5 protein-coding genes are annotated in these 3758 nt (G+C 73.1%); 3 read left to right on the top strand and 2 right to left on the bottom strand.

Features of this window, described 5'->3' with window-relative positions; translation table 11 throughout:
- A partial coding sequence (locus Q7T15_RS08835) for a UvrD-helicase domain-containing protein (protein WP_304695388.1) occupies nt 1–921 on the bottom strand: 921 nt, incomplete at its 3' end.
- Between the two features lie 115 nt (nt 922–1036).
- On the opposite strand from Q7T15_RS08835, the gene Q7T15_RS08830 reads away from it, so the two are divergent.
- Together Q7T15_RS08830 and Q7T15_RS08825 are read left to right on the top strand one after the other, a co-directional pair.
- Nucleotides 1037–1258, top strand: coding sequence for a DUF3107 domain-containing protein (locus Q7T15_RS08830; protein WP_304695385.1), 222 nt, complete (start codon nt 1037–1039; stop codon nt 1256–1258).
- Between the two features lie 2 nt (nt 1259–1260).
- Entirely contained in the window at nt 1261–1581 is a 321-nt protein-coding gene (locus Q7T15_RS08825; RefSeq protein WP_304695383.1) for a hypothetical protein, read from the top strand.
- A 34-nt stretch (nt 1582–1615) separates the two neighbouring features.
- Here Q7T15_RS08825 and Q7T15_RS08820 read toward each other — a convergent pair whose 3' ends face one another.
- A complete protein-coding gene (locus tag Q7T15_RS08820; protein WP_304695381.1) occupies nt 1616–2332 on the bottom strand; it encodes a ferritin-like fold-containing protein in 717 nt (238 codons plus the stop codon).
- Nucleotides 2333–2422: 90 nt separating this feature from the next.
- Between Q7T15_RS08820 and Q7T15_RS08815 the strand changes: the two genes are divergently transcribed.
- Nucleotides 2423–3758, top strand: a 1336-nt coding sequence (locus Q7T15_RS08815; RefSeq protein ID WP_304695379.1) for a DEAD/DEAH box helicase, incomplete at its 3' end; no start/stop codon positions are given.

Genomic DNA, 3758 nt, shown 5'->3' with positions numbered 1-3758 from the left:
GCCGAGCACGAAGGTGGGCAGCGCCGCCCCGACCCCGGGCGCCGCGCGCTCGACGAGCGCCGCGAAGCGCGCGACCGCGTCGGGCTCCGACCCTCGGAAGGTGTTGGTCGCGACGTCGGGGTCGCCGATGACGACGACGGTCGAGCCGCGCGCGGCGAGGGCGGCGAGCAGGTCGAAGCCGCTCGGAGTCGCGTCGTGCGCGTCGTCGAGCACGACGAGGCGCGGAAGAGGCGGAGCGGACGGCAACGGGTCGCGCACGAGCCCGATCGCGGCGCGGACGAGCTCGGCGGGGTCGACCTGTTCGGCGCGCGCGCCGCCGAGCACGGCGCGGTACTCGTCGACGAAGTCCGCGATCGCCGCCCACTCGGGCCGCGAGCGCCGGGCGGCGGCCGCGCGCAGGTCGTCGGAGGACCAGTCGTGCTCCGAGAGCCGCGCGATGACGTCCCGCAGCTCCGTCCGGAAGGCGCCGAGAGCGCGCACGTCGGGCCCGAGGTGCTCGGGCCACGCAGGCCCCGCCCCGTCGGAGAGGTGACCGTCCAGCAGCTCGGCGATGTCGGCATCCTGATCGGCCCCCGAGAGCAGTCGCGGGTCGGGGCTCCCGGCGAGCCGCGCCTCCGCGGTCACGAGGGCGTGCGCGAACGAGGCGATCGATCGCGCGAGCGGGCCGGGCAGCACGGGCGCGCGCGCCTCGTCCGGCTCGGCGAGCCGCAGGGCGATGCGATCGCGCAGCGCGGTCGCCGAGCGTCGCGAGGGCGTCAGCACGAGCACCTCGTCGGGGGCGAGCCCGTCCTCGAGCACCGCCTGCGCGACGAGCTCGATCGCGACGGTCGTCTTGCCCGTGCCCGGGGCGCCCAGCACGACCGCTCCGCGCCCTCGCCGCGCCTCGACGGCGGCGAGCTGCGAGGGGTCGAGCGAGGGCATGCCCACACGCTATCGGCGGCCTCCGACACCGCGCCGCCCGCCCGGCGCCGCCCGTGCGGTCCGCTCTCGGTGAACGCCGCGGATCGCCCCCGCGCGCCGGGGTACAGTGACGTTCGTGGACATTCGCATCGGCATCCTCAACAGCCCCCGTGAGCTCGCGTTCGAGACCTCGCAGACCGCCGCAGAGATCCAGAAGGCCGTGGGCGACGCCCTCGCCGGCGGCACGGTCCTCTCCCTCTCCGACGACAAGGGCAAGCACTACGTCGTGCCGGCCGCGGCCATCGGCTACGTCGAGATCGGGTCGGAGTCGACCCGCCGCATCGGCTTCGTCGGCTGACGATGGAGCTCCTGTTCGTCACGGTCATCGGCGCCGCGCTCGGCCTCGGGGTCCGCTACGGCGTGCCCGGCCGCGAGACGCACGGCCTCCTGCTGATCCCCGCGATCGCCGCCGCCGCGACGGCCGCGACGTGGGTGCTCCTGCTGTGGCTCGGCTTCACCTTCGACGGCGGGTGGATCTGGGTCTTCAGCCTCGTGATCGGCCCCGCCGTCGCGCTCGCGTTCGCGCTGAAGCTCCCGCCCCGCCGCCGCGCCGCCGACGACGAGCTGCTCGCGCGCCTCATGGCTCCGGGCGGGATGCCCGCCTCGACGCGCACCGTCTGACGCGTCCGCCGACGCGCCGGTCGCGATCGGCCGCCTAGGCCGTGAGTCCGAGGCGGTCGAGCCGCCGGGTGTGCTCGGCGATGAGCTCGGTGAACACCGGCTCGATCTGCTCCTCGTCGCGCGAGCGGTCGGCGTGGAGCGCGAGCGACGACCGCGCCTGCAGCATCGTGTCACCGACGAGGCGCCGGCACCAGAGCGCGAGCCGCGACGACAGCCGCGGGTTGGCGGCGATCGCTCGCTCGATGATCGCGTGCAGCGGCCGCTCGAGGTCGCCCTCCGAGAGCACCGACTCGACCCGCTCGCGCGAGTCGCGGGGCAGGCCGGCGCCCAGGCGGATCCAGAAGTCGGTGAGGAACCCGATCGCGACGTGCGCGCTCGCGACCTGCTCGTGCCAGTCGGCGCCCATCGTCCGGCGCTCGAACTCCTGCACGCTCGCGAGGTGGGGCTCCATGACGGCGGCCGGGTCGAGTTTGAGCCGCTCCATCTCGGCGACGAGCCCGCGATAGCGGGCGAGGATCGTCGCCGCGGCCTCGGCGAGGGCATCCTTCTCGGCGACGCGCGGAGCGTTCGCGACGGCGTGGCTCAGCTGCTCGAAGAAGGTGAGGTGAAGCGTCGCGCAGTGGCCGAGGAAGACGTCCGTCTCGGGGGTGAGCTCGTGCAGGTCGACGCGCGTCGCCGCGGTCGCCGTGTCGCGCGACGGGAGCATCGGCGCGGGCGTGCGCGGACGGGAGCGTCGGAGCCACGGGGTCACGCGGACAGCCTAGGCGATGGTCCGTCGGCCGGAGCGCGGGCCCGACGGCTAAACTGGGCGCTACCAATACCAGACAGGGCGAACCTTCACGTGACTTTCACCGATCTGGGCATCGAGACCGACCTGGTCGATGCCCTCGCATCCCAGGGCATCCTCGAGCCCTTCCCGATCCAGCAGCAGACCATCCCCCTCGCGCTCACGGGGCAGGACATCATCGGCCAGGCCAAGACCGGCACCGGCAAGACGTTCGGCTTCGGCCTCCCGCTCATCCAGCGCCTCGGCCTGCACCCCGAGCCCGGCGTCAAGGCGCTCATCGTCGTGCCGACGCGCGAGCTGTGCGTCCAGGTGACGGAGGACCTCGAGCTCGCCTCGAAGAACCGCGACGTCAAGATCGTCTCGATCTACGGCGGCAAGGCGTACGAGGGCCAGATCGACCAGCTCAAGGCGGGCGCGCAGATCGTCGTGGGCACCCCCGGCCGCCTGCTCGACCTCGCGAGCCAGCGTCTGCTGAGCCTCGCCAACGTCGAGGTCATGGTCCTCGACGAGGCCGACAAGATGCTCGACCTCGGCTTCCTCTCCGACATCGAGAAGCTCTTCTCGCAGACCAAGCCGACGCGCCACACGATGCTGTTCTCGGCGACGATGCCGGGGCCGATCGTGGCTCTCGCGCGCCGCTTCATGAACCGGCCCATCCACATCCGCGCGACCGACCCCGACGAGGGCCTCACGCAGGCCAACATCGAGCACATCGTCTACCGCGCGCACTCGCTCGACAAGGACGAGGTGATCGGCCGCATCCTGCAGGCCGAGGGCCGCGGCAAGACCGTCGTCTTCACGCGCACCAAGCGCGCCGCCGCGAAGCTCGTGGAGGAGCTCAACGACCGCGGCTACAGTGCGGGCGCCGTGCACGGCGACATGACGCAGGAGGCCCGCGAGCGCTCGATGGCCGCGTTCAAGGCCGGCAAGAAGGACATCCTGATCGCGACCGACGTCGCCGCGCGCGGCATCGACGTCAACGACGTGACGCACGTCATCAACCACACCGTCCCCGACGACCACGACGCCTACCTGCACCGCGTGGGCCGCACGGGCCGCGCCGGCAAGACCGGCATCGCCGTGACGTTCGTGGACTGGGCCGACATGCACAAGTGGGCGCTCATCAACCGCGCGCTCGAGATGGGCATCCCCGAGCCGGTCGAGACATACTCGTCGTCGCCGCACCTGTTCACCGACCTCAACATCCCCGCCGGGTCGAAGGGCCGCCTGAAGGCGACGCCCATCCCCAAGGTCGAGAAGGACGCCTCGCACCCGCCGCGCGAGCGCTCGCGCTCGCGGTCGGGCGGCTCGAGCGAGGGGACGTCGCGCGACGGGTCGCGTCCTCCGCGCGAGCGTCGCCGCAGCGAGCCCTCCGAGGCGACGACGACGG

It is taken from the genome of Microcella sp. (assembly GCF_030645145.1).
In the GTDB taxonomy this organism is placed as follows: Bacteria; Actinomycetota; Actinomycetes; order Actinomycetales; family Microbacteriaceae; genus Microcella.
The sequence above is the reverse complement of the archived record's forward strand: the minus strand, read 5'-3'. Positions and strand labels throughout refer to the sequence as shown.

What these genes read in the sequence shown, in the direction of transcription:
- Q7T15_RS08825 (WP_304695383.1), top strand. Translation starts at nt 1,261, where the DNA reads ATGGAGCTCCTGTTCGTCACGGTCATCGGCGCCGCGCTCGGCCTCGGG.